Below are 26,393 nucleotides of genomic sequence, written 5' to 3' on the forward strand. Positions count from 1 at the left end.
GTTAGCAGTTAGCATTTAACTCTTCTTTTTGATTTTCTAGACTAATTTTTTTAGTTTCTAATTCTTCTGAATCAATCGTTGAAACAAGGTATTTATCTCTACAAACAGCAAGAGTGACAAGCTCTAACATCTGAGTGCTGTAATTCTCTCGACTATGGTTACCTTTCGCAGCAAAACCACATACATAATTGATAGCACTGTTACCACGTCCTTTATCAACGTATACCATCGAGCTACCGCACGTTTTACATTTAACCAATCCTTTAAGTAAATGTACCGCTCCGGTTTCAGGTGCTCGCCCACCTTTAGCAGCTTTAATTCTTTTTAATTTTTCAAACGTTATTTCATCCACAATCGGAGGATAATAATTCTCTAATCGATATACAGTGTCATCTATCGTAATGTGTTTTTCTCCTATAAGACTTGGCTTATTAAAGAGCTCACTAATTGCTGTATAATCCCACCTATCGATGTCTACGTTTTGGCGATTGTTTTTCCTTACTGGTGAGTAATGATAATATTCGTCAAGATGTTTTTTGATCTTTAGCACCCCTACACTGTTGAGGTATAACTCAATAGCCTTGCGAACACCGTCAGCATTACTATTTAATGTATTGGTTTTTTGATCTATCCAAAAAGGAACGCGCCCCAAAGTACTTTGTGGTTGCCCTGTTTCCCTCCATCGTCTCAACCCTTCTCTCATTGCAGCCTTAACTCGTTTACTTTTAGTCAACGATTCTTCATTTGCGCGCTGCATCGTGATCAAAGAAACAATAAGGTCTGCGGTAAGGTTTATACTCCGTGCATCAAACATTTTTCCATCAATATGCGTATATACACGCACACCACGATTGATAATACTTAGTAGTTGCTCCATAGCAACGTTAACAGTTTCTCGTGAGAGACGATCAAGAGAGAACACGACAAGGATACTACCGGAGGATATCTCGCCACTTTCGATTCGAGATAACACAAGTCCAAGAGCCCCTTCTTTATGTTTGCCATGGTATGCACTTAACCCATGATCAACAAAGTTCTCATCATTTATAGGAAGGTTATATTCTTGCGATAGGTTTTCGAGGACGCTTTTCTGCTGCTGTGTTTCTAAACCAACACCTTGCAACTGTTTGGTGGTGCTAACCCGAGCATAGTTATAGATTTTAGGGCTAATTATCATACTTAAGTGGCTTCACTACAGAATCTAAGCCCTCAATCTTGAGAGCTAAACATAACTGCATTAAATCACCCAACTCTCCCGAAGGAAACTGTTTTTTATTGGCAAACCACAGCAAATATTCTTCAGGGAGGTCGATCAATACACGACCTGTGTATTTGCCAAATGGCATTTGCATTCTCGCGAGTTTGATGAGGTTCTCTTTTTCAAGCATGACGGGTTCTTTCTATGCATCATTGGTGTTGGGTAGCATATCATTTAAATATGAAAGCCAATAGTGGTTAACCTTTTGGGCGGTGCGCCAGTCACTCTCTATCCCCGCCCCAACGCACTCTCAATTTCTCACTTTCACTCTCTCAGTTTTGTTCGCTTATACTCCCACTGAGCTTGCGCCGCTGTGAGTAAATAAGTTGTAGAAAAAGGGGGGAATTAAGACGAGCTTTCACAATGAGTGAGGCTGAACGGTATGAGCATATTCGACAATAACTTGATTGCCTTCGATATAAGCATTTTGAATGTCACCATCCACACTCATGACACTTTTCAAATACACCACCTTAGGGCCAGATTCGCTGTTTTCTGTTAGAGAAGGGAACACAGTTTTAGGATCTAAATGCAGCAAACGACAAAAGTGACTAACAAAAGACATGGTTAATGGTGCCTGTCCTCTTAGCACTTTTGAGAAGTCAAGCTGACTCATGCCTAACTTCTTGGAAAATTCCATTTGCGTAATTCGCATACGCGATTTATGTGACATCCACGTTTGAAACAACGCTTCTCTGTCTTGTTCTGAGAACTCCATATCGGATCCTTTGTATAATTTGTATCAATCAATTATCTACCGTTTGATACATGGCATGTCAGGGCAAGGTTAGTGGAAAACAAAGGTTTGGTTGTGATATGCGATCCATCGATGGACGGAACAAGACGCATCCGACGATAAGCGTCAAAGCAAGTAATGATCCACCAACAGAGCGACAAACAAGATCATGAGATGATAAATCGAGAACTTAAAGGTCTTCATCGCCCAATGCGGTTCATCTCGATATTTAAGTACCCAGGCGTGGTAAACAAATCCACCGTTAAGCAATAAAGAAGCACTCAAGTATATCCAACTGCTCATGCCAACCAACACAGGCAATACGCATACAATGCTAAGCAACAAGGTATAGAGCAAAATAGAGGTCTTGGTATATTCGATTCCGTGAGTCACCGGCAGCATCGGGATGTTCACCTTGGCATACTCGTCACGACGATGAATTGCCAGCGCCCAGAAGTGCGGCGGTGTCCAAATAAAAATGACCATCACCAACAACCAAGCGTTGGAATGCAGTTCGTTGGTCACCGCCGTCCAGCCCAATAACGGGGGCATTGCGCCAGCTATCCCTGCTATCACGATGTTTTGTGGCGTCGCTCGCTTCAAGTACAGGGTATAAATCACCGCATAACCTAATAAGCTGGCAAAGGTTAGCCAAGCCGTAAGTTGGTTTACCCATACCACCAGCGTGGCGAATCCAAGTAACCCGATCACCGCGGCAAAGCCGAATACACGCACACTATTCAACTCTCCTGAGGGCAAGGGGCGTCGGCTTGTTCGAGTCATCTGGCCATCGATCTTTTTATCGATCAAGTGGTTAAATGCAGCGGCCGATCCCGCCATCATCCCTATCCCAATCATTCCAAACACGGTTTGTTGTAAGGGCAATCCGCTCGGCACAGCCAAACACATACCCACTAATGCAGTTAGCAACATCAGGGCTACCACTTTGGGCTTGGTCAGGGTTAAGTAAACCCGCCAAGTTGCTTTATTTTTCGAGACCAACTCATGTTTTGAAGCCGCAGTTTGGGCCACCACGCTATGTTGTGTCGACGTTCGACTGACCATGATTACCTCCTTGTCATACCTTACTCTTCACCAAATATTCACTCGGCTTGTGTTGCCACACCACAACATTCGCTACAACCAAACTCACGAGTAACATGGCGGCCATTAGATTGTGTAAAACAGCAATGAATATCGGTAACTGAAACACGACATTACTTATTCCTAAACCGACTTGAATAAACAGCACCGTCGCGATCATTGCGCTCAATTTTTTATGAGGCGCTCTATCTAGCTTCCAAAGTTGATAAACAACCATCAACACCGTTACGCTGGCAACAATAGCGCCAAAACGATGCATCACATGTATGGTTAACCTCGCGGGGTATTCCAGCACACCAAACTCGTAGTTGTCATACCCACTTTGAGCAAAGTCGAAAGCGCGTTTGAAATCGAGATAATTCGTCCAGTTCCCTTCACAAATCGGTAATTGGGTACACACAAGAGCAGCATAGTTGGATGAAGTCCAGCCACCTAATAAGATCTGGCCGATAACCACGACGGCTCCAAACAACGCCCACGCTTTAAGTTTTGACGAATAAACAGGCTCACCAAAACGGCTTTGAATATTTGATAGGCGGCAATAGAGTAAGCAAAGAAGGGACAACAGTGTAAAGCCCCCCATTAAATGCGCCATCACCACGACAGGCATTAGCTTGAGGGTGACCGTCCACATGCCAAGTAGAGCCTGAAAGATCACGGTTGCAGAGATGAGTAATGGCAGTCCCATCGATGTGATGTTCTTTTTGATACACCAAGCAACGACCACGAAAATGAGCATACCTAACGAGCCGGCAAAGTAGCGATGTATCATCTCTATCCAAGCTTTATCGGCTTCGAGAGCTCGCTCTGGGAATTGTCGATTCGCTTCATTCACTGCTAACGCGTCAGAAGGTACCGTGATCTTTCCATAACATCCTGGCCAATCAGGGCAGCCAAGGCCAGCATCCGACAAACGAGTGTAAGCACCGAGTACAATCACGGTAAGGGTTAACAAGATGGTCAATCTCATTATGAGCATCAGTAAATTGGGGGCTTTATTTTGCATCGTTTATCTCCCTATACTTATTCCCTTTCGCTAACAACACCCAGCCGTAATGCTATCGGATAATACTGAACAACTACCCAACACGTGACAGCTTAAGTAGCTTTCTTAGATCATGGATCATCCCTTTCGACTGGCTCACGAGCTGCGAAGAATCAGCAACGCTCTTGTATTCCATAACCAATTGCCCGAGAGGGTCAATGATGACAATCGAAGCTGGTGCAAACTCACGACTTAACTGATCTCCCCCCGCTAACAAAGACAAATCAGGCTTATGCAGGGAACCCGATAACGAGCTGCCCTCTGAGACAAAGACAACGACGGTCACTCGCTCTTTGTTTTTCCCTAACGCTAAATAGCTTTGATTCAAATAGTGGAGCTGTTGTTCACACAAGCTTTCGCACTCCGTTGGCGCGATATAACCCACTAACCATCCCTCACCGGCCATGGGAACCGTTACGCCGAAATCTGCGAGTGTGGTTCTTGGTTCGACCAATTCACCCGAATTAGTGACACCGGAGGTATACCAATTCTGATCCAATACAGTTTTGGCGATAATCGCAGGTAAAGCAAAAATCAACACCAAGCCGATTAACACCAAACGCCCCCTAGTCTGACGACTTTTCAGCTCAGCCATGTTTGCATCCACATTTTCCCTGTTCACTTGTGCTTGAGACTTACCCATCTTTATTCCCTGTCTTAGATGTTGTGGTGAGATACCGATAGCCAATCAATATCATCAAAAACAACAGCACAGCCGCCATAACGAACCACTGAACCGAATAACCAAAGTGTTTGTCAGACTTCATCGCTGTTGGTCGCCATAACATCTCATAAGGCCACGAATCTAAGCTCTGAGGTTGGAAGACAAAGGGCAGCACTTCTTGCCCGGTGTACTGTGATAACGCAGCAATGTTTAGGTTTTGAATTCGAGTCGGTGTCGTCTTTTCTAACCCGAGTTCCTGACTGAGTGGGTTAACCGAGCGTGTATACAAACGCCCAGACATATTGGTTGGCAGTGTGATATTACCGAGTTGCGGAAGCTCGCTTCGATCTTTATTTGCCTCTACAAAACCAAGGTCGACCAATATAGGGCTCGTCCCACCTTGCCTCAGACACTCAACCAGCATGTAAATTACATACCCCACCTTTCCTTGGTTAATCTGATTATCCAACAAGAACACCCAACCACTGGTACTTGCTAATTCTATATTGACCTTTACACCGTTAAGCGTTGGATTCGCTGATGGCGCTTGCGCAGATAAACGTGCACTTTGCCATTGGGAAATCACCACATCTAGCGGCTGAGAGGGTTGCTGTGCTCTTTCAATTAATCGTTGTTCGTAACGTAATTTCTCGTTACCTCTGTCTAACTGCCACGCTCCCAACTTGATTAAAATGCCGACTGAAACCACAGTTAAAACAACCGCTATCCAAAAACCTTTACTGCGGAACTTTTGTTGTTCATCAATCGAACGGTTTGGAGTTATCACTATGTCGTCATCTGCCTTTGTGTTGTTATTTAAAATGGTATTGGTCGCTTTACTGTTTTTTATCGCTTTTAACTTGATGAAAGGCCTAATTCAAATCGCCTCAGGTAAGCATAATGGACAACGACTCAGTCACTTCTTGGGTCGTCGAGTCATACTGTCTGCCGTTGTGGTGTTACTGTTATTGCTCGCTTTAGCCTCTGGTGCCATCACGCCGAATCCACGACCGTATTAACGCTTTTGTGACGCCTTAGAGAACATACACAAAGACGAACAACCCTAGCCAAACCACATCAACAAAGTGCCAATACCAACTGCCCGCCTGAAATGCAAAATGGTCTTTCGGAGTAAAGTGGTCTTTCGCAACCCTTACCAGCAACACAACCAAAAAGAGGGTTCCTAAACAGACATGCAAACCATGGAATCCAGTCAGTAAGAAGAAGGTATTACCGTAGATACCCGATTGAAGTGTCAGCCCCATATCTTGATAAGCGTGAAGGTACTCTTCAACTTGGAAGAACAGAAAGAAGCCAGCCAGAACAATGGTTATCTCTAACCAGACGATCAACGCCATGCGCTTATTTTGTTCAAGGCTGATATGTGCCATGTGCAGCGTCACAGAGGAAAGCAACAGAATAATGGTGTTCTTAAGAGGGATACCTTGCCAAGGCATGGCTTGAGTTGTCACACCATCTGGAGTGGTGGTGAGCGGCCACACTGATTGAAACATCGGCCACAGCACTTCGTGCGTCATGGCGTTATTCCCTGCCCCACCAAGCCATGGCACTGAAATCATCCGAGCGTAAAAAAGTGCACCAAAAAAAGCGCCGAAGAACATAATTTCAGAGAAAATAAACCAGCTCATTCCCTGTCGAAACGATCGAGAAATCTGCTCAGAATAGAGCCCGCTCAATGATTCTGTAATGACGTTACTAAACCAACCTGCGAGCATGTAAAGCAGCACACAAAACCCAACCAACAGAACCACCTTGCCAAACACACCACCAGCAGAGTCCGTTCCCATGTACTGAACAGTTAAACCAGCCCCCACCGCGACAAGAAACAGCGCAACGGCACCGACTAATGGCCAATGGCTTTGATGTGGAACGAAATAAACTTCCTTTTTAGAACTCATTGCTCAACTCCTTATGTTGATACTGGTTCTGTAATTCCCTAGTTACTTGCGAGTGTGCTCAATGTTGATGTACTCACTTCAGGCTTACTTGCCTCTCCACTCACCTGACTCGTGATGTTAAACAGCGTGTAAGAGAGCGTAAGCGTGTGTATCGACTCTGGAATATCGGGCTCAATGTAAAAAATCAAACCCATTTCTGCGCTTTTGTGCCCGTCTAATGGTTGCTGATTAAAGCAAAAGCATTCCATCTTATTGAAGTAAGTTGCCCCCATCCCCGGCGAAACCGATGGTACAGCTTGACCAACCAATGAGGCATCAGAAAGATTTTTGGCAATGTAGTTGGTTTGAACCACCTCACCAGGGTGAACGTTTAACACTCGAACTTCCGGTGAAAACTGCCATGGCATATCAGGCTTGATGTGGGACATGAATTCGACTCGAACCGTACGAGAATAATCGGGCTGCATTCCCTGAGGTTGCACCGCTGAAACGGTATTGGTTTTACCATTAATGCCTAAGGCCTCACACATCACATCGTAGAGTGGCACCAAAGCGAAACCGAAGCCAAACATCGCAACCACGCTCAACACCAAGTAGCCCGTCAGCTTTTTGGATGAACGTTTGGGTTGGTTTTTATCTTGATCACTTTGCTTATCACTCATGGTTCTACCCTCTAATCCACTTTAGGTGGGTGAGTAAAGGTGTGGTGAGGCGCAGGGCTTGGTACTGTCCACTCAAGACCTTCAGCTCTGTCCCAAGGTTTGCTTGGTGCAGGCTCGCCCCCTCTTACACACTTAATAGCCAACCATAAGAAAATCAGCTGAGACAACCCAAAGGCAAAACCACCAATCGACACGACTTGGTTAACATCAGCAAACTGAATCGCATAATCAGGAATACGACGCGGCATACCCGCTAACCCTAAAAAGTGCATCGGGAAGAACAGTACATTGACTGAAATCACCGACGTCCAGAAGTGCCACAGGCTGAGCTTGTGGTCGTACATATGCCCTGTCCATTTCGGCAGCCAGTAATAGGCGGCGGCCATAATTGAGAACACAGCCCCGGTTACCAAAACATAGTGAAAGTGCGCCACCACAAAATAAGTATCGTGATATTGGAAATCAGCGGGCACGATAGCGAGCATCAATCCAGATAACCCACCAATCGTAAACAGAACAATAAAGGCAATCGCAAACAGCATGGGGGTTTCAAAGGTTAGCGCCCCACGCCACATGGTCGCTACCCAGTTGAATACTTTCACACCGGTCGGCACTGCAATCAACATGGTGCAATACATGAAGAACAGTTCAGCAAAGACTGGCATACCCGTGGTGAACATGTGATGCGCCCAAACCAAGAATGACAACAATGCGATACTACAAGTCGCGTACACCATCGAGTGATAACCAAACAGACGTTTGCCACTGAATGCGGGGATGATGGCTGAGATAATGCCAAAAGATGGCAAGATCATGATGTACACTTCAGGATGCCCAAAGAACCAGAAAATGTGCTGGAACATTACCGGATCCCCACCACCAGCGGCATCAAAAAAGCTCGTTCCAAAGTACTTATCAGTCAATACCATGGTCACAGCTCCCGCGAGCACGGGCATCACGGCTATCAGCAAGAAAGCAGTAATTAACCAAGTCCATACGAACATCGGTAGCTTGAACCAAGTCATGCCCGGCGCTCTCATGTTGACAATGGTTACGATCACGTTAATCGCCCCCATGATCGAGCTGATCCCCATAATATGAACTGAGAATACGAATAACGCGGTACTGTCTGGGCCATAAGTTGTCGAGAGTGGTGCATAAAAGGTCCAACCAAAGCTCGGGCCGCCCCCCTCTGTAAATAAAGATCCGATGAGAATGAGAAACGCAAAAGGCAAGATCCAGAAACTGAGGTTGTTCATTCGTGGCAACGCCATATCGGGCGCGCCAATCATCATCGGGATCATCCAGTTCGCCAACCCTGTAAAAGCTGGCATCACCGCACCAAACACCATGATTAGGCCGTGAACGGTCGTCATTTGATTAAAGAAATCTGGCTCAACAAGCTGTAAACCCGGTTGGAATAGCTCCGCACGAATCACCATCGCCATCGCGCCGCCAGTCAAGAACATCGCAAAACTGAACCAGAGGTAGAGTGTTCCGATATCTTTGTGGTTAGTCGAGTATAGCCAGCGAGACCAGCCTGTCGGTGCGGCATGTGAGTCGGGGGCATCCATAGGTTGATCAGGATAATCAACAGGACCTTGCACTGAATGACTTAAGGCTTGATCTTCTGCTGGAGCCGATTTCACCGGCTTATTGATGGGTGAACTCATAACTGCTCCTTAGCCTTGTTTTGTGCTTCGTCCGATGATCCTTGTTGGTCAACGGCTTGACCTCCGCCAGCTTGCTTGGCTTTATAAGCATTCACATCGGCAGCCTGAACAAGATCACCAGTGTCATTTCCCCAAGCGTTTCGTTGATACGTGACAACCGCTGCGATCTCTTTCTCCGTCAACTGATTATCGAATGCTTGCATTGCCGTACCACCACGACCATAAACAATGATATCGATGTGAGCATCCACATCGCCAAGGGCAACAGGACTTCCTTTGATGGCTGGGAATGCTCCGGGAATCCCTTCGCCACTGACTTGGTGACAAACTGCACAGCGAGTTTTATAGACCTCTTGACCAAGTGCTGTGAGCTCTTCCAAAGAAAGTGACGCATCTAATGCATCTTTTGCGGCTTGTTGCTCGGCGAGCGCGAGCGCTTTCTGTTCTGTTAACCAGACGTCAAAATCGTCTTCTTCCATAGCATGTACCACTATCGGCATGAAACCATGAGCGCGACCACACAACTCTGCACACTGACCTCGGTAGACACCGGGCTGATCAATTTTTGTCCATGCCTCATTAATAAAACCGGGAATGGTATCTTTCTTAACGGCGAATGCTGGTACCCACCATGAGTGAATCACATCGTCGGAAGTCATTAGGAAACGGACTTTTCGGTCAACAGGCAGTACAAGCGGCTTATCAACTTCTAGCAAGTAATGCGCGCCTTTCACTTCAATGCCTTCAATCTCTTTGTCACTGGTCGCTAGAAGGCTGAAAAATTCAACATCTTCACCAAAATAGCTGTAATGCCATTTCCATTGTGATCCCGTGATTTTAATGGTCAGATCGGATTGGGTGGTGTCTTCCATCGCGATCAAAGTCTTGGTGGCTGGTATGGCCATAGCGATGAGGATAATGATCGGAATGATCGTCCACAGGATTTCGACTTTGGTGCTTTCATGAAAATGAGCGGCTACCGCCCCTTTCGACTTTCGGTGTCTCAATATCGAATAAAACATCACCCCAAAGACAACGAAAGCGATCGCACAACAAATGTAGAAAATCAGCATATGAAGCTCATACACTTGTCCGCTAATCTCAGTGACACCCTTTGTCATGTTGTATTCACGACTTGCATACACCAAAGGTGAGACTAAAAGCACAACCAAACCATTCAAAAACCACGCTAGCCTGACCAATAATCTTTTCAAAAGATCTCTCCTTATCCTTCCTAATTGGATACGTGCAACTTAAACGTCACTGCGAGCCTGACAACATTCATTGCTATTCCGCGACACATCAAAAGGCGCAATCTCAATCGACAACTCACATGGAAGTAGCTGGTAAACGAACTGCTGACCTCATTTCAACCTATGCACCCATCCGGCTCAAAACATTGGATATTTCCATGAAAGATTCAAAAACGGCGAATTGGTTAAACTTTGTTATATTTATGTAAAAGGCTAGTTAGTGATGTCCAATTGTTCAAGGTAAGTGTACTTACTAAACAGTCAATTATTTGAAGTGGCTGAATCTACATGCCCTCTTGCCGTTGGAATTTATTTTATATCGAGTTTTACGATTGTCTTTATAGAAATGATAATCAATATCATTTAAATTAAATCAACAGTGAGTCATACATACATCAAAAGGTTGAGTGATTATGCAAGATGCAATGAATTGGTTAGCAAGGGACCCAGATCCAAGAACTCGTGAAGAGCTTCAACACCTCATAGATCAGCGAATGAACGACGAGATAAGCGATCGCTTTATTCAACGATTAGAGTTTGGGACTGCGGGACTTCGCGGCAAAGTTGGATGTGGTCCAAATAGAATGAACCGCTTAGTCATACAAGAGACCGCAACCGGGTTGGGTCACTATTTAATTGAACATATAGCCAATGCCTGTTTGCGTGGGGTCGTGGTTGGCTATGACGGACGTTTAGATTCAAAGCAATTCGCGATTGATACCGCTTCTGTGCTTACGGCTTTGGGTATTAAGGTCTACCTAACAGCGAATGTCGCTGCGACACCTATCGTCGCTTTTGGTATTAAGCATTTCAACGCTGCGGCCGCTGTTGTGGTGACGGCCAGCCACAACCCGCCAGAATACAATGGTTTCAAAGTGTACTGGGAGAATGGCGCACAAATCATTCCCCCACACGATACTGGCATTGCCAATGAAATCGACATCGCATCGACTAAACCCATCCCTTTAATGAGCCTGTGCGATGCAGAAAAACAAGGTAAGTTAGTGTGGCTTACTGAGGGCTATTATCAAACTTATCGTGCAGCGATCAATCAAAGTCGCTATGTAAACCACAGTATTGAATCTGCAAATACCACCATTACTTACACCGCGATGCATGGTGTAGGCGCCCAAATGGCCTAAGATCTGCTCCACGATGCCGGATTCCACAAGGTGTTCAGTGTACCGGAACAACGAGAACCTGATGGTCACTTTCCGACGGTTAACTTCCCAAATCCAGAAGAACAAGGCGCGATGGATCTTGTGGTCAACCTTGCGAAAAAAGTCGATGCCGATATCGCTTGTGCCAACGATCCCGATGCAGACAGGTTTGCGGTTGCGGTTAGAACCAAAGATAGGTCCTATAAGATGCTGACGGGCGACCAAGTCGGTGTGCTATTCGCGCATTACTTACTATCACAACCTCACAGCAAAAAACCGCTCGTTGGGAACAGTATTGTCTCTTCAACCTTGCTTGAAAAAGTGGCTCAATCCCATGGTGCGACTTATTTCCAAACACTGACAGGTTTTAAATGGTTGGCCAATATCGGCATGCAATTAGAAGATGAAAACAACGAGTTCTTGTTCGCTTATGAAGAAGCTCTAGGTTATACCATTGGGACACAAGTACGGGATAAAGATGGGCTGTCTGCACTTGTAATTTTCGCTCAACTGGTTGAAGAACTTAAGTCTCAAGGTCAAACGGTTTGGGATCTCCTCGCTCAAATTTCGTTTGAGCATGGCGTGCATACCAATGCCCAACGCAGTATTGCCCTAGCCCCAGATTCACCCTCAATTGGGTCCAAGCTCAGAGCAGAGCAACCTAAAAAAATCGGTGGGATGGCTATCTCTGTGATTGAAGATCTGCAATCTTCTTTGCGATTCATCGTTGGTGGCAACACCGAAACGATTCACCTACCGACAAGTGACGTATTGATTTATCACCTTGCAGACGGTTCACGAATTATCGTACGACCTTCTGGCACAGAACCAAAGGTTAAAGTTTACTATGAAACCGTCACGAAATATGAAGGAACAGAAACCTATGAAGACACTCGCCTGCGCGGTGAGCTGCATATGGAAAAACTGATTGAACAGCACCAAAAAGAGTTGAACTCTTAATCGATAAAGCGAGCGTTCACTCGGTATTCAAAGACGACAATTTACACTCAATAGAATCAAAAATGAATGCTCTATGCGTTCATTTTTGATTCGCTAAGTTAACTCGCCACCCACTCGATCTCAATCAATGTGGTTTCACCACACTTGAGACGACCGAGGAATATGTCGCCTCGATGAACTTCGCCAACGCCTTTAGGTGTGCCTGTCATTACAACATCACCATCGATCAAAGTCGTGTAAGAAGATAACTCGTCGAGAATCGTCTGTGGAGAGTAAAGCATCTGTTGAACGTGCCCTTTTTGAACACGGACACAATTGATGAATAACTCTAAGTTTAAGTCAGCGAGATCCAAGTTATCCATTGGCACAAAACGACTTAAGACGGCGGAACCATCAAATGCCTTAGCGCGTTCCCAAGGTAACCCTTGAGTTTTCAGTGTATTTTGAAGAGCACGTTTAGTCAGATCTAGCCCTAAGCCCACCGCCGAATATTCCCCCCTTTCCACGATGAAGCAAATTTCAGCTTCGTAATGTAAAGCTTCTTGATGAAAAGCGCTTAAGGATGAGGTCACGCTGGTACTCGGTTTGTTGAAAACCACCATCGAATCAGGGATCGCATTATTAAGCTCTTCAATATGATCGACATAATTACGCCCAACACACAGTACTTTCGTTGGTGTTGCTGTCCGTTTCGAATTCATTAATTGTTCCTGATCTACAATGCTGCTCATAGTCTGTCCCTGAACGATTTTTTGGAGAACAGAGTTTACCGCATCATAAAGAGAGAATCTTCGACAAGATGATGACCATGAATGAAATTCTGATCTCCCGCTCAATTCCTATTTGAAGCATACCTCTGCCCAACGAGCGAGACCCGCGGTTACGGAACCAAAATAGTTACCGCTGACAATCGGTACATTCGGCACGGCTTGTTCGACCGCTTGGCGCAAAATTGGAGATCGAGCTGAGCCTCCTGTCATGTAAATCACATCTGGCTTTTTCTGCCCCTGTTGAATCGCTTCATTCACTAATTCAATCATTTTCGATTTCGGACTCTCAATCGCTTCAACCATCTGCTCTACAGAGATATCGACTTCAACCAACTCAGAAGCCACGTTAATCGCGGTTCGATATTGAGCAGATTCGGCTAACGCAATTTTGGTTTCTTCTGCTCGGCGCACAATACTGTATCCGAGAGTATCGTGATAAGCCCTCATTAAGCGATCGAGTTTGTGAGGTTCTGACGCTTCTTTACGAAGCAATTTCAATGCCGCTAAGTTTTCTCGAGAATAGAAATTTTTCTGAGCTTCAACATTGTTAATCGCAATGGGATTCCAAAATTGAGTCAACGGCATATCAATACCCGAAGTGCTTTTGCTCCCCATACCAAAAGGGGACATTAACTGCTTGAATGCAAGATAAATATCGAGGTCATTACCGCCAACCCGTTGCCCACTGTGAGCCAATAAACTCTGGGTGCGGTCTGTTTTACCACACCAAGTTGGGCCCATCTCTAACAGGGAACAATCGGTCGTACCACCACCAATATCCACAACCAATACCGTTTGGTTTTCAGTTAGGGTACTTTCGTAATCAAGCCCCGCTGCCACAGGTTCAAATTGAAAAGCGATATCGACAAAACCGGCACGCTTGGCTGCGCGCGCAAGAATATGTTCGGCTTGTCGGTTGGCGTCTTCACCACCTCGACCATGAAAGTTGATCGGTCGACCGATAACCGCTTGTTTGATCGTTTCTTGAGTCGTACGTTCAGCTTGGTGTTTGATATTCGCCATCATGGCGCACACTAGATCTTCAAAAAAGCTTATCTGAACATCGTGCAGCCCGCTCGCCCCAAGAAAAGATTTAGGAGATTTAACGTAATATACATCGCGAGGGTCTTCTAAATAAAGATCCAACGCCGCCTGACCAAATGCCATATCTTCTGGTTCTAAGTCGATGCTCTCTTCTCGGTTTAGAGCAATTGCACGTCGTAATACTTGCTCTCCCACCGCATCACTCGGTTTGATGTTCAAATGACGAAATAGATGCTCCGACACACTTTCACGAGTGGGGGCGAAGACGGTGGATGGAATGTAGTGGTTGTGACCTTCTAGTGGTAACAAACTGGGCTCTCCATTGACCATTGCCGCAACAGAACAGTTCGCCGTTCCATAATCAAATCCAATGAACATGACATCCCCCAACTCAATAAAAGGGGCCAGATGCTACATGAAAAGTCTCGACATTACGAGGTGATTTGTCGATTTTACTTGATCAATTCGTGAGGTTCATGGCTCTGCAAAAGGGGACAAATATGTTACATTTCAGCTCTCATTCATCACGGTACCTATCAATGAAAACTCCTTGCCGAGCGGCTTGTAAAAATAACGGCGGTATTTGCAGTGGTTGCCATCGAACGATGGACGAGATCATAGGCTGGGCAGGATTATCTGAAAGCGAAAGAGGAACGGTAATGCGCAACTTAAGTGGTGCGAATTCCACTCACCAATGTCCACAATGCGGTGAACACGCACAATGTGATATCCGTTCGGGAAAAGAGACATGTTGGTGCTTTTCATTAGAGAAGCGTGAAACCACTAGTGCTCCCAATGCGGGCGTTTGCCTGTGTCGTCAGTGCCTATCCTCACTCCCTATCGAGTAATTCTCGAACCGGATTATAAGCAATATTAAAGCGAGCATTCATTGTCTCGCTTTAATATACCGAGGTTATTCAGGTTTGCGTCTACTTAACTTTTGCAATCAGTGCCGGCTGCGAAAATGCGACCCCACCCCAACCATGAGTCATAAAGTTGCGAATATTTTGATGATCGGTATTGTCAGGGAAGCCAAGGACATCGTTGCGATAAAATTGCCCAAAACACGCCAATGTTTGCTGCTCAGAGAAGCCTTGCTCTAAACCGAAAGCAAAAATCTTACACGAACCATTATTTTGCCCTGCTGCGTTGACCACATCGCCATTGCGAAATTGACTCTCAAAGAAATCATAATAGGCATCAATCACTTGCATTGTGTCTTCAAACTCGACGCTCTCGGGGGCTTTTTTCAGTGCTTCTAAAAAGGTTTTCAGTTCCATTCAATCATTCTCCATTTTATCGATAAAATGCCATAGTTTATCTTGTTTTCTGCCAAGAGTAATAGAAGATAAGAACAAGCAAGGTTGCTATCAATAAACAAGCGAGTGAATCATGGTCTGTTCACCGATTCTTCCCCCCTTAGGCTAATGGTTAGCATCATTCCAATAAGACTGTTTAAAATGTACAAAAGCTTGGTGCAGCGACTCTTCTTTAATCGGTTTAACAATCACGTAATTCGCTCCCGCAGCCATAAAACTGTCTCTGGTCGACATTTGAGCATCAGCCGTGCACGCGTAAATTGGCGCAGTAACATTCAGTTCACCTCTTAGTTTCTGAGTCGTCTCTACACCACCGAGATTGGGAAGTTGATTGTCCATCAAGATAAGGTCAAAGGTCGTGGTTTTCGCCATTTCTATCGCGGCTAAACCGTCCTTTGCCCAAGTAACGTCCATTCCATACTTTTTACAGAAAGCCTGGGCGATAAAGGCATTGGTGTGATTATCTTCGACTAGCAGTACTTTTAAAGACCGATTAAATAATGCACTGGTTTCGATATCCGTTTGGGACTTAACGTCCAATTGTGGCTTGGAATTCAGTTCCACTGGAATGTCTATGATGAACTCAGAACCACGATCTTTAACACTGTTTACTTGTATGCCCCCCTCTAGCATATCGACTAGGTTCTTTACAATTGTTAACCCAAGGCCAGTACCACCATACTCACGAGTCGTGGTCTCTTCTGCTTGCATAAAAGGTTCAAAGACAACGTCTATTTTACTTTCATCAATACCAATTCCGGTATCTTTTACTCGAACAATCAAGTTCGCATGCTTGGAATTGCACATATTTTCTAGTTCAAAACTGATTGAAATACCACCTTGATGCGTGAACTTAAGCGCATTACTCAGCAGGTTAAACATGATTTGGTTCAAACGTATTTGGTCTGTGTTTATCTCAATATCATCCACTAAGTGGTTTACAATCGTCAACGAGATAGCCTTACCCTCACAAAGTGGGCGATAGACACTTTCTAACATATTGACCAACTCACCTAAGTGAAAGTCTTTCTTTTTAATATTGAACTGACCTTGCTCTATCTTTGAGAAGTCTAAAATATCGTTCAGTACCGCCAATAAATGCTCCGCACTATTGCAAAGTACATCAACCTGACCTCGATTATCTTCATTGTGTAAAGAGCGCTTCAATAACTGAGAAACACCCAAAATACCGTTGAGTGGCGTGCGAATCTCATGGCTCATCTTCGCTAAGAAATCAGTACGGACGCTGGCAAGATGCTCAGCTTCTTCTCTGGCTCGATCAGCCTGTCTCTCTGCTTCAATCAGTTTTGTAATATCTTGTCCTTGTACCACGACACCTGTGATGCCATGCTCAACACGAATGGCTGACATATTCCAACGAAACACCTTCTCACCAATGGGGACGTTAATGCCCGTCAGCTTCGCGCCTTGAGCCACCATGTGAATATTTGGCAACATTCGTTGCTCAAATTCTTGAGCCATCGCACTATAGTTGTTATCTCCATCAAACAATGTCATGCGCGCTGCTGGGTTCATCTGAATTAAGTCACCTTTCTCTGACCAGACCAAAATAGGAGAGTGAGCGAAGTTAAAGAGGTCTTGAAACTTCTGGTTCTGTTCCGACAAGCGCTCAAAGGTGTCTTCCAAGGTACAGCCAATATGATGAAACTCGAAAATATTGGACCCTGCGAACTTATTATACTCTTCGCCATTACTGACTGAGCGAGTAAAATGCATTAACTTATCTAACTCTCCCGCCACCCTTCTTTGAATCCAAGCTCGCGCAAAATAATACATGAAGATAATCACCACAAGCACCGCCAGGATTGCATGCTCGTAGTTCCGCTCTAACGCAATGAAGTTCGTATTTTTTTGCACAGCTCGTATGGTAATGGGGGCTTCAACGGCGTTGATCTTAATCGTCGCAATTGTCACGAAATGACGGGGTAATTGTTCGTATATTTTATAGTTGAGGATGTCTTTTATCGTATAGCTTTCATCACCACTTAATGTCGATGTCACTGCACTATCATGCGCGACAATAACGATATTTTCGCAATTACTGCCGCGTTGAATCGATCCCGCAAGAGAGAAGTTGTTATCAAGTACGATGGCAATATACAACTGGCCAAGAACCTCGCCGGTCGGATTATCAATGATCGGAGTTCTTCTAACTAACAAGTGGCGTTCACCACTACTGGTCGTTAACTTTAAAAAATGCCAATTACTATTGAACGATACCTCGTTAGAGATCGTCTCAAGTGAAGCATGATCTAACCCATAAAATTGACTGTTCCCATCTTCCCAAACTAAGCCGCTATGAGTATACGCAAAGCGTAAATCAGGAGCATACTCCGGCTCATGTTGGTCTAAGCCAATGAAAAAGTTGCTCAGAGCATCTTCGTTTTTGGTTCTAAGAAACTCGCTAATAATCTCACTGTGTGAACTACTGTCTTGATAAATTTGCAGTACAGACAAACGGTAATCAAACATGTTTTGGATTAGACTAGAAGTTTGTTGAACTGTTCGATTAGTCTCTTGTTTTACGATACTACTGCTGGTCTCATAATTATGGATAAGTACGCCAAGCGCCATCACGCCTATCACTAGAATAATGATTCGCGTAATTAATTTGGCTAAGGTGTTCCTTGGTGTGTTGGCATATCTTTTGTTCATTATTGATCTGAGTACCTAAATGCTCGCTTCTTAAGTTCTGAAATGCGTTCTGCCGTATCATCTTTAGTCACAACTTTAAACTCACCCGAGTAAACCGTAGGAACTTCCGCCCCCTCAAGGTCCCATTTGATGGCCTCAGCCATTGCAATCCCCGTATCGTCATTTATTCTCATAACGGTCACATCTAAGTCGCCTTTTTCAATAGCTTCAAGCTCAGCTGAGCCGCCTCCCCAGCCGTTGATTAAAACATCGCTACCTGACTCACGAATCGCTTTTACTGCCCCCAGAGCGACATCCGTTGAACATGCATAAATAAAGTCTAGATCCTTATCTTTCGCAATGCTGATTTTAGCGGCTTGATAGCCACTTTCTTTGTCTGATTTTGTGTAAAACGAAGACTTGAGAATAAAATCAGTATCACTATCTAACTCATGGATAAAAGTATCCCCGCGAGCATCACTGATATGACCTTCAGACCGATATAGAACGGAGTATTGACTACTTGGTTTCGCTACCGATTTAAAATAATCCGCCAACATTAAACTGCCTATCACATGATCAAACCCCACATACATGAACGGCTGCCTATCCGCCCACACTCGTACTGGTGTTGTAATATTTTGTAGAATCAGTTTGGTGTCTGTAGAGTTCAGTACGTGCTCAATAAACTTGCGATGTCGCGTAGTATCTAACGTGAAGATCAAGTAATCCATCTTGTTTTCAATCGCCTCTTTCAGCGAGATACTTTGTTGAACCAAATCAGCATTAACACGAGTAAATACTTGATTTATTTTATAATTAATACCTAACAAATCGAGACGCTTCTCAAAAGCTTTGATATTTCGAACCCAATAATCGGAGATCTGTTGGCCTGGATACACAACAGCAATCGTAACAGGCTTGTCTTGAGAACGCTTCAAAGGCACTGGGGAACTCTTCACCGCTTCAATCATTTTATCGGTTAGCGTTTTTTGTTCGGGGAACGTGGAAAGGTACTCTTGGTATCCCCAATAGCCATTAAGGACATGGGTTTCATCAGAGAGGGCGGTCGCGGAAAATACGGCCAGTCCAAACAACATCAATAAACGTTTCATATTTTTCTCGTTTTATATGAGCTACTTTGGCTCATTTTTGACCTAGCGTGACACCATCTCTTTGTACGGCTGGACGATATTATGTAGGACAACGATGATAAATGATAGCGTCCAAAAATCACGAAGAACGCACTCTAAATGAGTGATGTGTCAATTTGAAATTAAGAGTCGAGGTGATGAGTGAAGGTATCAAGTCATTCTAATATCAGAGAAAAAATTAGCTTTTACATTTCAGTCCTTGACTAAAACGTTCGTGAAGCTTCCAACGATTTATGAGTCGATTAATGATGGATATCTGGCCATGAATTATGAGATTTCGATATACTGAATTTTGTCTTTGTCCCACTCAATCATTAATTTGCGTGATACCAAATTTTCTTTACGAGATTTGGGCCATTGTTTAATCGCGTATTCTGTTTTCAACGCTTCACTTTTTGAACGGACAACTAAGCTCCAAACGAGTTCAAGTGGGCCTTTCCCTTTGAGGGCTTTGGCTCCTTTGCCTATTTGATGTTGTTTAAAACGACGTTGCAAATTATTCGTCACACCACAATAAAGGGCATTATGGCTATTGCGGATCAAGTACACGACCCAATCCGCACTTTTATCAGACTCAGACATTTTAAAGCAGTGAATCAACCAAAGCTTTCAGCTCAGCGACTTCAGCTCGTAGGTTTACTATTTCGGCTTCGAGTTCTTCAAATTTTTCGTGGGTTGCAGAAGGTATTGTCGCACTCACAGATGCCGTCGAACATGCTTCAACATCAACCTCACCACTCAGTAAATGTTGGTAACGAGATTCACGCTTACCCGCTTCGCGTGGTAGTTTTACCACTAAAGCGCCCGCCTCTCTCGCAGCTAGCTTCTCAAGTGTAGTTTCTACTTCTTTTACGTCACTGAAATTTGCGAGGCGTCCCGTTCGAGTGCGAAGTTCACCCGGTGTTTGCGCACCACGTAATAACATGCAACAGGTGATGGCGCGCTCTTGCTCTGTGAATTGCAGATCACCGAATTCAGTATTGCAGAAACGATGTTGATACTTGTTTACACGACTATTGAAACGGCTTTCGTCGCTCACCATACGACGCGTTATCAAACCATCAACCGCATCTAAAACCTCCGATTCTGACAGAGAAAGAACGGGATCGCGGTTGCTTTTTTGGTTACAAGCCGTTGTTAAGCTGTTCAGCGTCAAAGGGTAATGATCAGGGGTCGTAACCTCTTTCTCGATCAAACAGCCAATGATTCTCGCTTCAATAGGGGAAAGTACTGTATTCATCGTTTTTCCTTTTTATTATTTTAATCATTCCATCCCAACACCTAACAATGCAGTCACTGATGACTAGTGCTCAGACAGAATGGAGATTCGTTTTTTTCTGCCTTGTTCGTCAATCATTATGATCTTAGAACGATTTAATTCTATTTCTACGACTTCCATATAAGTACGCTCTTGTACATACGCATCACGAAGCTTTTGTTGCTCGGTTGAAGGTTCTGTCACATTGTCGTCCAAATCTTTTGTTTCTCGTTGCTGTTGATTCATTTCACATGTCGTATCAATGCAGGATCTAGATAGGATACTAACTTGAACCGTTAGAGAAAAACAATCACACATCAGCGAGAATGACGAATAATTAAACAACCTTCCTTTTGCTTTGATCTAAAGACTGTTACATCATCAATTGATGTGCTTTAATCAGAACCAGACAACGTATTTGACGATTAGGAAAAGGTATCTATGAGCAGCGTATTTGAAATTGTTAGCCAAGCACGACGTAAGAATAAACTGAAACGTGAACTTTTAGACAACGAAAAGAAAGTTCGTGACAACCGCAAGCGTGTCGACCTTCTTGATAACCTACTTGATTACATCAAGCCAGAAATGACGCATGATGAAATCCTAGGCATTATCAAAAACATGAAAGCTGACTACGAAGACCGTGTTGATGATCACATCATTAAGAGCGCAGAGATTTCTAAAGCTCGTCGCGACATCAGTCGTCGTATTCGTGAGCTAACAGAAGAAGACAAGCAAACTCAAGGTAAGAAATAATCTAACCTCGTTAATTGACTTGCAAGAATATTAGAGGCCCACTCTTAGTAGTGGGTTTTTTTGTACGTTAATCTTAGCCTCTATGACCAACTCTAAACTCAAAATAGGCTCTGATTGACTTTGTTTACCCTTCCGAACAAGAGTCACGAGCCCCCTGAAATAGATTCAATCCTATATTGATTAGACAATATTGAGGCGACTGAATAGGTCGTATAGCTGGTGGGATTTATAAGGTTTTGGCAAGTAAGCGTTCATGCCCGCCGCAAAGCAATCTTTGATGTCTTCTTCTAACACACTGGCCGTTAGGGCTATAATTGGCATTGGTGTAGCTTGCTGCTCAAGTTCCCATTGTCGAATGGCTTGAGTCGCGGTAATTCCATCCATCACTGGCATCATACAATCCATTAAAATAGCATCAAACTGAGCGCCTTGCGTGATCGCATCTACGGCTTCCTGCCCGTTACTGGCAATCAAGTATTCGTAACCCGCTTGTTTGAGAAAGAAACTCGCTATCTTCTGATTCATTAGATTATCTTCTACAATCAAAACACGTCGATTCAGAGAACGAACTTCTTCTTTTTGCTCCGCTTCCGGAATGGTTTCTTCTCCTGCATCAAGCGATCGCAGGCTACTTAAGAATCGTCTTCCCAAAAATGGCAGCGTATGGGTCGAGTGAACCATCTCAGGTACTGAATTGCTTTTAAATAAGTGATGCTGGCAAACGATAACAGGAGAAAGAGGATATCGTCCCTTGAGCGCCACCAGATCTTTCTCCATCGGATGATGCTGTGTATAGCAATAAAGTATGACATCACTTGCTTCCACGTTTTCATCGAGATCCAACACCGATGCAACAATATGGGGGCGAACATTCAAGCGCTTACACTCTTTCACCAGTTGATCGAGATAGTGAAAGGAGTTCGAGATAATCGTTATGGTATTTAAGGTGTTGAAGCGATGAATATGGGCTTCAACGGTGTCAACATACAAACAAAAAGTGAACGTTGTCCCCTCGCCTTTTATCGAATGCGCTGTAATAGTCCCCCCCATCAAATCAGCAAGTTGCCGACAAATTGCAAGCCCTAACCCTGTACCACCGAATTGGCGAGTAATACTGCCATCTTCTTGAGTGAAGGGGTCAAAAATAGAGTCAAGCTTCTCGGGTTCAATCCCCACACCGGTATCAGAAACACGGCATTCAAGCTTACCTCGCCCCAAAGACATCGGGGTATACGCAATATCCGTTGCAATTGTGCCCTTGGACGTAAACTTGATGGCATTAGAAAGCAGATTGGTCAGTACCTGTTTAACGCGATACTCATCAAAGAACAATTGAGGTGGTATTTGGGAGTCGATATTAATATCAAGCTCGATCCCCTTACTTGCCGCTTTTGATAAGATGGTACTCACTGAGTCATAAACCACTTCCCGCAAGTCGGCATTATTTGGCGACAACATTAAATTGCCCGATTCAATTTTAGACAAATCGAGGATGTCATTCAGTAGAACCAACAATGAGTGAGAAGACGATTCAATGTCTCTCAGCACTTCTTGTTGATTCGCACTCAATTGGCTTTGCGATAGAATCTCCGTCATACCGACAATTCCGTTGAGTGGTGTGCGTATTTCATGAGACATGTTCGCTAAAAATGCACTTTTGGCTTTATTTGCCGAAACCGCATTTTCTTTTGCTTCTATCAACTCTTTGTTGTGTTGATGATTGCGCTCCATCACTCGATTTAACGTTTGAGTAAACTCAGCAAGTTCATCGTTCCCCTTAATGGCAATAACCGTGGGTTTACCGTAACTATTCGCACACTCGGAAACCCCTTTTAAGATCAGAGATAAGTTTCTATTTAAGCGCAGCGACGTTGCGATACCCAACCACAACAGAACACTTGAAACCGTAATAATCAACAGTGTCATCACCAAAGCTTGTCTTTTCTGCAACGCAATATTTCTGGCTAAATTCGATTGCAGTTGTTGAGTGTAAGCGCTAACGGCTTCTGAAATAGCCTGCTTCTTTCTCTCTAAGACTTCAACATGCTCATATATATCTGGTGACGAAACATCTCCTTTTAGGAGTCGCACTTTAAAATCATCTTGAAATTGATCTTTGGAGAAAGTGTCTAACAGTTTTCTCATAGCCGACGAACGACTACCTGATCGAAAAAATGTATCTAGCAACTGTTGTTGCCTTTCTAAAGCCCCAACATAGCTTGATAAGTATTGACTGTTGAGCTCTGGCGAACGATACAAACGGTAACTTAACCACGCTTCTCGCTGAGTCCAAAACACATAATTGATAAGATTAACAAACGTCGCATCGGCCTGGCTGATGTTTTCATCGGCTAAGGTAATACGGTATTCAGACAGCTCCATTAATACGTCTTTTAGCAAATCAAACGCACGCTCTGCCAACTGTATTTGGCGAAGGCTTTGGTTCGTACCAGCCAGGCTCCCCAACACACTCTTAAGTTCCACCATCTGTGGTTCGACGCTCCAGTTGGCGTCAACTTGCTGAAGTTGTCTTTGGTACTGAGTGAGCCTATCCAATTCCGCTTGTAAGGTTAAAAGTAACGGGCTGGCCTCAGAGGAGTCATTCGATAGAAACAGCCATCGATAAGCACCACTTGAAATAGCATTAAAAGATTGAAGTGCAGCAACCTTAATCCGTGTTGTTTCAAGGTGGTTCATCTTCTTTTCGTTCTTTAACACCTCATTGGCTGTAAACCCAAACATGATGAATACAGAAACTACAGACAGAAAAATAAGACGCCATCTAATTGACATATTTATCATTTTTATAACGACTCCCTTCCCGACGAAAATCTTACCCAACCTTTTTAAGAGTAGAACATTACAAGAGATTATTGATCTAATTGAATATCAACCAACGATACTCTGGTTCAAATTTGAGCATTCATCACCAACGAATACGGGTCTCTAAACTTTAAAACTGGGCGATATTTCTTTAAATCTTTCTGTAAAGAGGCGTGGATCGGCAATAAAAATTGAAATTTGTGAGGTCGAATCGTTTGCTTGATCCCTTTTTCGCACTCAGCTTTGCCTTATCCCCCGATCAAATAGGAAAAACGCTTGCTTCATTCATCTGTTGTTTACCATTTAAATGTAACTTGAGCAGGTGATCACACCCTTGATGAGCGCTCCCCCTAATTACAAGCCATATTTTGATGTGAGTATTTTTTGGCGAAAAACAAGTGCTACAAATCATTAAAGTCAATAGGCTTTATCTGTATAGAAAGCCCGTATTTTCGCGATATAAACCCAAGTTAACAGCTAATCTAGCTGTCTTTATTTTTCCTAGCAGAATAACCCTTCAGACCCTACAATCCCGCCACATAAAATTTACAAGTTATACACAAGGCATATCGAGCGTATTTAAAGTGGCATTAAAGATCACTATCGCTTCGATCACTCAATTCCCCGATGCACTATGGCGAACCAACACTCGCAGTGCTTTCAAAAATTAACGTGAAAGGTCCCGAGTAAAGATGAGTCCCGAAAAGCACCTCCAAGACTGGCAAACAAGTCAAACTATTGCAGAATCCATCGCTCCTACTTTAGGTCAGTTGTATCGCCAAAAAGGCGTTGAAGTTATCCTCTTTGGTAAGACCCTAGTTAACGCGACCACTATCGATATTATCAAAGCTCACCGCATCGCAAAACGTTACACAGGCTCAGCACTCACCACAGAGCAAACTCAACCTATCATTCAACATCTTCTCTCTATGAACCTGTCTCCATGTCGCATCGATGTGGGTCGCCTTGCGCATGCATTCTGGCAAGATCGCGAAGACACACATGGATTGGATGATTTCCTACAAACGGCACTCATCGAATCGCTTGCAGGCGATGCGATGACAGAACCTCGTGACGTTGTACTGTACGGTTTTGGTCGTATTGGCCGCCTGCTCACTCGTCTATTGATCGAGAAAAGTGGCCCGGGTTATCCACTTCGTTTACGTGCAATCGTTGTACGTGGCGGCAAAGATGGCGACCTAGAAAAACGTGCTAACCTACTTCGTCGCGACTCTGTACACGGCCAATTCAATGGCAGCATTGTTGTAGACCAGCAACGCAAAGCGATCATCGTTAACGGTAACTTCATCCAAGTTATCTACGCAAACAAACCACAAGAAGTGGATTACACGGCTTACGGTATTGAAAACGCACTTGTGGTTGATAACACAGGCGTATGGCGTGACACGGAAGGCCTGAGCCAACACATTGCGTGTAACGGTGCGAAAAAAGTTCTACTGACTGCGCCAGGCAAAGGTGACATCAAGAACGTGGTATTTGGTGTGAATGAAAATGTTATTCAGCCAGAAGACACGATCATCTCTGCAGCAAGCTGTACCACCAACGCAATCACGCCAGTACTGAAAGCGGTTCACGACAAGTTTGGCGTGCTGTCTGGTCACATCGAAACGGTGCACTCATTTACCAATGATCAAAACCTAATCGATAACTTCCACTCAGGTGATCGTCGTGGTCGTGCTGCTTCATTGAACATGGTTCTAACATCGACCGGCGCTGCTAAAGCGGTATCAAAAGCGATGCCAGAAATGGAAGGCAAGCTAACAGGTAATGCGATTCGCGTACCTACGCCAAACGTTTCAATGGCAGTAGCGAACCTAAACCTTGAGAAAGGTACAAACAAAGAAGAGTTGAACGAGTACCTACGTGAAATGGCGCTGTCTTCTGCTTTGTCTGCACAAATCGATTACACAGACTCGACTGAGATTGTATCTACAGACTTGGTTGGATCTCGTCACCCAGGAGTGATTGACGGTGTGGCGACTATTGCACAAGACAACCGTGCGGTGCTGTACATTTGGTACGATAACGAGTTTGGTTACAGCTGCCAAGTTGTTCACTGTATGGAACAGATGATGGGTGTCCGTTACAAGACATACCCTAACGTTGAATCAACTTCGCGCTTATAGATATTTCCAGCACAAAAAGCGCCACAGCATAAT

General features: G+C 44.2%; 24 protein-coding genes and 1 pseudogene. 5 read left to right on the top strand and 20 right to left on the bottom strand.

Going from position 1 to position 26,393, the window contains the following annotated elements; genetic code table 11:
- Position 1 precedes the first annotated feature (1 nt).
- The 7 genes from L4B77_RS08935 to L4B77_RS08965 form a co-directional block, all read right to left on the bottom strand.
- Entirely contained in the window at positions 2 to 1,177 is a 1,176-nt protein-coding gene (locus tag L4B77_RS08935) for a recombinase family protein (RefSeq protein WP_429749885.1), read from the bottom strand.
- Positions 1,167 to 1,388, bottom strand: coding sequence for a DUF3820 family protein (locus L4B77_RS08940; RefSeq protein ID WP_429749886.1), 222 nt, complete (start codon positions 1,386 to 1,388; stop codon positions 1,167 to 1,169). The genes L4B77_RS08935 and L4B77_RS08940 overlap by 11 nt, the downstream gene beginning before the upstream one ends.
- Positions 1,389 to 1,616: 228 nt before the next feature.
- Positions 1,617 to 1,976, bottom strand: a complete 360-nt coding sequence (locus tag L4B77_RS08945) for a helix-turn-helix transcriptional regulator (RefSeq protein WP_261840261.1) — start codon at positions 1,974 to 1,976, stop codon at positions 1,617 to 1,619.
- Between the two features lie 144 nt (positions 1,977 to 2,120).
- Positions 2,121 to 3,059 carry a heme o synthase gene (cyoE, locus tag L4B77_RS08950; protein ID WP_429749888.1) on the bottom strand — a complete coding sequence of 313 codons (939 nt, stop codon included), beginning with the start codon at positions 3,057 to 3,059 and terminating at the stop codon, positions 2,121 to 2,123.
- A 13-nt stretch (positions 3,060 to 3,072) separates the two neighbouring features.
- Positions 3,073 to 4,104 carry a COX15/CtaA family protein gene (locus tag L4B77_RS08955; RefSeq protein ID WP_429749890.1) on the bottom strand — a complete coding sequence of 344 codons (1,032 nt, stop codon included), beginning with the start codon at positions 4,102 to 4,104 and terminating at the stop codon, positions 3,073 to 3,075.
- Between the two features lie 73 nt (positions 4,105 to 4,177).
- Entirely contained in the window at positions 4,178 to 4,786 is a 609-nt protein-coding gene (locus L4B77_RS08960; RefSeq protein WP_261840264.1) for a hypothetical protein, read from the bottom strand.
- Positions 4,779 to 5,684, bottom strand: coding sequence for an SURF1 family protein (locus L4B77_RS08965; protein ID WP_261840763.1), 906 nt, complete (start codon positions 5,682 to 5,684; stop codon positions 4,779 to 4,781). Before L4B77_RS08965 ends, L4B77_RS08960 begins: the two co-directional genes overlap by 8 nt.
- Here L4B77_RS08965 and L4B77_RS08970 point away from each other — a divergent pair.
- Positions 5,596 to 5,826: a DUF2909 domain-containing protein gene (locus L4B77_RS08970; RefSeq protein WP_261840265.1), complete on the top strand. Its 231-nt coding sequence runs from the start codon at positions 5,596 to 5,598 to the stop codon at positions 5,824 to 5,826. The two genes, L4B77_RS08965 and L4B77_RS08970, sit on opposite strands and share 89 nt — an antisense overlap.
- A 15-nt stretch (positions 5,827 to 5,841) precedes the next feature.
- Here the strand turns inward: L4B77_RS08970 and L4B77_RS08975 are convergent, their stop codons facing one another.
- The 4 genes from L4B77_RS08975 to coxB are packed head-to-tail and all read right to left on the bottom strand — an operon-like array spanning position 5,842 to position 10,275.
- Positions 5,842 to 6,726, bottom strand: a complete 885-nt coding sequence (locus L4B77_RS08975; protein WP_429749892.1) for a cytochrome c oxidase subunit 3 — start codon at positions 6,724 to 6,726, stop codon at positions 5,842 to 5,844.
- A gap of 38 nt (positions 6,727 to 6,764) precedes the next feature.
- Positions 6,765 to 7,388, bottom strand: coding sequence for a cytochrome c oxidase assembly protein (locus L4B77_RS08980; protein WP_429749894.1), 624 nt, complete (start codon positions 7,386 to 7,388; stop codon positions 6,765 to 6,767).
- 11 nt (positions 7,389 to 7,399) lie between these two features.
- Positions 7,400 to 9,061, bottom strand: a complete 1,662-nt coding sequence (ctaD, locus tag L4B77_RS08985) for a cytochrome c oxidase subunit I (RefSeq protein ID WP_429749896.1) — start codon at positions 9,059 to 9,061, stop codon at positions 7,400 to 7,402.
- The gene (coxB, locus tag L4B77_RS08990) at positions 9,058 to 10,275 is read right to left on the bottom strand and encodes a cytochrome c oxidase subunit II (protein ID WP_372040273.1); all 1,218 of its coding nucleotides are present in this window, start codon (positions 10,273 to 10,275) and stop codon (positions 9,058 to 9,060) included. Before coxB ends, ctaD begins: the two co-directional genes overlap by 4 nt.
- Positions 10,276 to 10,727: 452 nt before the next feature.
- On the opposite strand from coxB, the pseudogene L4B77_RS08995 reads away from it, so the two are divergent.
- Positions 10,728 to 12,434: pseudogene (locus L4B77_RS08995) on the top strand (phospho-sugar mutase).
- Between the two features lie 98 nt (positions 12,435 to 12,532).
- On the opposite strand, the gene L4B77_RS09000 reads toward L4B77_RS08995, so the two are convergent.
- Entirely contained in the window at positions 12,533 to 13,165 is a 633-nt protein-coding gene (locus tag L4B77_RS09000) for a fumarylacetoacetate hydrolase family protein (protein ID WP_261840271.1), read from the bottom strand.
- Positions 13,166 to 13,273: 108 nt separating this feature from the next.
- Positions 13,274 to 14,626: a molecular chaperone gene (gene yegD, locus L4B77_RS09005; protein ID WP_429749898.1), complete on the bottom strand. Its 1,353-nt coding sequence runs from the start codon at positions 14,624 to 14,626 to the stop codon at positions 13,274 to 13,276.
- Between the two features lie 161 nt (positions 14,627 to 14,787).
- Between yegD and L4B77_RS09010 the strand changes: the two genes are divergently transcribed.
- The gene (locus tag L4B77_RS09010) at positions 14,788 to 15,096 is read left to right on the top strand and encodes a cysteine-rich CWC family protein (RefSeq protein ID WP_261840273.1); all 309 of its coding nucleotides are present in this window, start codon (positions 14,788 to 14,790) and stop codon (positions 15,094 to 15,096) included.
- An 81-nt stretch (positions 15,097 to 15,177) separates the two neighbouring features.
- Here L4B77_RS09010 and L4B77_RS09015 read toward each other — a convergent pair whose 3' ends face one another.
- The 6 genes from L4B77_RS09015 to L4B77_RS09040 form a co-directional block, all read right to left on the bottom strand.
- The gene (locus L4B77_RS09015) at positions 15,178 to 15,528 is read right to left on the bottom strand and encodes a HopJ type III effector protein (protein ID WP_429749900.1); all 351 of its coding nucleotides are present in this window, start codon (positions 15,526 to 15,528) and stop codon (positions 15,178 to 15,180) included.
- Positions 15,529 to 15,672: 144 nt separating this feature from the next.
- Positions 15,673 to 18,243 carry a quorum-sensing autoinducer 2 sensor kinase/phosphatase LuxQ gene (gene luxQ, locus L4B77_RS09020; RefSeq protein ID WP_429749902.1) on the bottom strand — a complete coding sequence of 857 codons (2,571 nt, stop codon included), beginning with the start codon at positions 18,241 to 18,243 and terminating at the stop codon, positions 15,673 to 15,675.
- Complete coding sequence (locus tag L4B77_RS09025) at positions 18,243 to 19,337, bottom strand: substrate-binding domain-containing protein (RefSeq protein ID WP_429749904.1); 1,095 nt, start codon at positions 19,335 to 19,337, stop codon at positions 18,243 to 18,245. The genes luxQ and L4B77_RS09025 overlap by 1 nt, the downstream gene beginning before the upstream one ends.
- A 306-nt stretch (positions 19,338 to 19,643) precedes the next feature.
- The gene (locus L4B77_RS09030; RefSeq protein WP_261840277.1) at positions 19,644 to 19,958 is read right to left on the bottom strand and encodes a GIY-YIG nuclease family protein; all 315 of its coding nucleotides are present in this window, start codon (positions 19,956 to 19,958) and stop codon (positions 19,644 to 19,646) included.
- A gap of 1 nt (position 19,959) precedes the next feature.
- Complete coding sequence (locus L4B77_RS09035; RefSeq protein ID WP_429749907.1) at positions 19,960 to 20,616, bottom strand: YceH family protein; 657 nt, start codon at positions 20,614 to 20,616, stop codon at positions 19,960 to 19,962.
- 63 nt (positions 20,617 to 20,679) lie between these two features.
- On the bottom strand, positions 20,680 to 20,880 hold the full coding sequence (locus L4B77_RS09040; protein ID WP_429749909.1) for a hypothetical protein: 201 nt from the start codon (positions 20,878 to 20,880) through the stop codon (positions 20,680 to 20,682).
- Positions 20,881 to 21,075: 195 nt separating this feature from the next.
- Between L4B77_RS09040 and L4B77_RS09045 the strand changes: the two genes are divergently transcribed.
- Entirely contained in the window at positions 21,076 to 21,390 is a 315-nt protein-coding gene (locus L4B77_RS09045; RefSeq protein ID WP_261840280.1) for a DUF496 family protein, read from the top strand.
- A gap of 180 nt (positions 21,391 to 21,570) precedes the next feature.
- Here the strand turns inward: L4B77_RS09045 and L4B77_RS09050 are convergent, their stop codons facing one another.
- Entirely contained in the window at positions 21,571 to 24,132 is a 2,562-nt protein-coding gene (locus tag L4B77_RS09050; RefSeq protein ID WP_429749942.1) for a hybrid sensor histidine kinase/response regulator, read from the bottom strand.
- A gap of 773 nt (positions 24,133 to 24,905) precedes the next feature.
- Between L4B77_RS09050 and L4B77_RS09055 the strand changes: the two genes are divergently transcribed.
- On the top strand, positions 24,906 to 26,360 hold the full coding sequence (locus L4B77_RS09055) for a glyceraldehyde-3-phosphate dehydrogenase (protein WP_429749911.1): 1,455 nt from the start codon (positions 24,906 to 24,908) through the stop codon (positions 26,358 to 26,360).
- Positions 26,361 to 26,393: the final 33 nt, after the last annotated feature.

The sequence above is a fragment of the Vibrio minamisatsumaniensis genome (genome assembly GCF_050337445.1).
Taxonomy (GTDB): domain Bacteria; phylum Pseudomonadota; class Gammaproteobacteria; order Enterobacterales; family Vibrionaceae; genus Vibrio; species Vibrio artabrorum.

Bases quoted from the DNA above. Each gene is read 5' to 3' on its own strand.
- L4B77_RS08935 (WP_429749885.1), bottom strand. From the start codon at position 1,177: ATGATAATTAGCCCTAAAATCTATAACTATGCTCGGGTTAGCACCACC.
- L4B77_RS09000 (WP_261840271.1), bottom strand. From the start codon at position 13,165: ATGAGCAGCATTGTAGATCAGGAACAATTAATGAATTCGAAACGGACA.
- L4B77_RS09045 (WP_261840280.1), top strand. From the start codon at position 21,076: ATGAGCAGCGTATTTGAAATTGTTAGCCAAGCACGACGTAAGAATAAA.
- L4B77_RS09035 (WP_429749907.1), bottom strand. From the start codon at position 20,616: ATGAATACAGTACTTTCCCCTATTGAAGCGAGAATCATTGGCTGTTTG.
- L4B77_RS09050 (WP_429749942.1), bottom strand. From the start codon at position 24,132: ATGTTTGGGTTTACAGCCAATGAGGTGTTAAAGAACGAAAAGAAGATG.
- L4B77_RS08940 (WP_429749886.1), bottom strand. From the start codon at position 1,388: ATGCTTGAAAAAGAGAACCTCATCAAACTCGCGAGAATGCAAATGCCA.
- L4B77_RS08960 (WP_261840264.1), bottom strand. From the start codon at position 4,786: ATGGGTAAGTCTCAAGCACAAGTGAACAGGGAAAATGTGGATGCAAAC.
- L4B77_RS08970 (WP_261840265.1), top strand. From the start codon at position 5,596: ATGTCGTCATCTGCCTTTGTGTTGTTATTTAAAATGGTATTGGTCGCT.
- L4B77_RS08980 (WP_429749894.1), bottom strand. From the start codon at position 7,388: ATGAGTGATAAGCAAAGTGATCAAGATAAAAACCAACCCAAACGTTCA.
- L4B77_RS08945 (WP_261840261.1), bottom strand. From the start codon at position 1,976: ATGGAGTTCTCAGAACAAGACAGAGAAGCGTTGTTTCAAACGTGGATG.
- L4B77_RS08955 (WP_429749890.1), bottom strand. From the start codon at position 4,104: ATGCAAAATAAAGCCCCCAATTTACTGATGCTCATAATGAGATTGACC.
- L4B77_RS09010 (WP_261840273.1), top strand. From the start codon at position 14,788: ATGAAAACTCCTTGCCGAGCGGCTTGTAAAAATAACGGCGGTATTTGC.
- L4B77_RS09015 (WP_429749900.1), bottom strand. From the start codon at position 15,528: ATGGAACTGAAAACCTTTTTAGAAGCACTGAAAAAAGCCCCCGAGAGC.
- yegD (WP_429749898.1), bottom strand. From the start codon at position 14,626: ATGTTCATTGGATTTGATTATGGAACGGCGAACTGTTCTGTTGCGGCA.
- L4B77_RS09055 (WP_429749911.1), top strand. From the start codon at position 24,906: ATGAGTCCCGAAAAGCACCTCCAAGACTGGCAAACAAGTCAAACTATT.
- luxQ (WP_429749902.1), bottom strand. From the start codon at position 18,243: ATGAACAAAAGATATGCCAACACACCAAGGAACACCTTAGCCAAATTA.
- cyoE (WP_429749888.1), bottom strand. From the start codon at position 3,059: ATGGTCAGTCGAACGTCGACACAACATAGCGTGGTGGCCCAAACTGCG.
- L4B77_RS08975 (WP_429749892.1), bottom strand. From the start codon at position 6,726: ATGAGTTCTAAAAAGGAAGTTTATTTCGTTCCACATCAAAGCCATTGG.
- ctaD (WP_429749896.1), bottom strand. From the start codon at position 9,061: ATGAGTTCACCCATCAATAAGCCGGTGAAATCGGCTCCAGCAGAAGAT.
- L4B77_RS09030 (WP_261840277.1), bottom strand. From the start codon at position 19,958: ATGTCTGAGTCTGATAAAAGTGCGGATTGGGTCGTGTACTTGATCCGC.
- L4B77_RS09040 (WP_429749909.1), bottom strand. From the start codon at position 20,880: ATGAATCAACAGCAACGAGAAACAAAAGATTTGGACGACAATGTGACA.
- L4B77_RS09025 (WP_429749904.1), bottom strand. From the start codon at position 19,337: ATGAAACGTTTATTGATGTTGTTTGGACTGGCCGTATTTTCCGCGACC.